At 53.8% G+C, this 591-nt stretch carries 1 protein-coding gene; it reads left to right on the forward strand.

All coding sequences use genetic code 11. The annotated features are described in order from the left end of the window. Positions 1–591: transposase (locus tag ABEV74_RS22980; protein ID WP_430150022.1), on the forward strand; the 591-nt coding region annotated here is incomplete at both ends.

Here is a 591-nt window from a genome sequence, read left to right on the forward strand (position 1 = left end):
ATGGAGAACCCGATTCACAGTAATGGCGATGTCATGACCAGCTATCTTGGCTTGCTTTGCCAAGGCAAAAGCGACTTCGACCACATCGAGCCTTTCCGAAAAGATCCCGTATTCCAAACCTGCCTCGGTGTCCGCAAGGTGCCGTCAAGCCCGACGCTCCGTCAGCGTCTGGATGCCGCAGCTCAAACGATGAATGCCAACTGGAACGAGATCCTGCTTCAAGAATCCGCCGATCTGATTCGAAACGTAAAAGCACCTGTAACCGGACTGACAGCAGGCGAACATAGGGTGATTCCGCTGGATATCGATGTTTCTCCGTTCGATAACTCCGGTACGAAAAAAGAGGGTGTTTCGTTGACCTACAAAGGCACGTTCGGCTACGCCCCCATTTTCGCCTACCTCGGACAGGAGGGGTATAGCGTGAATGTGCAGCTTCGGGAAGGCAGCACACACAGTCAGAAGGATGGCGCTGATTTTCTGCGCGAAAGCATCCAGTATGCCCGGCGCATCACGAAAGAGCGCCTTCTCGTGCGGATGGATTCCGCTCACGACAGTCTGGAAAATCTGCAAGTGTGTCATGCTGAGCCAGAG

The organism is Paenibacillus cisolokensis, from assembly GCF_050481165.1.
Classification (GTDB): domain Bacteria; phylum Bacillota; class Bacilli; order Paenibacillales; family Paenibacillaceae; genus Paenibacillus_AH; species Paenibacillus_AH cisolokensis.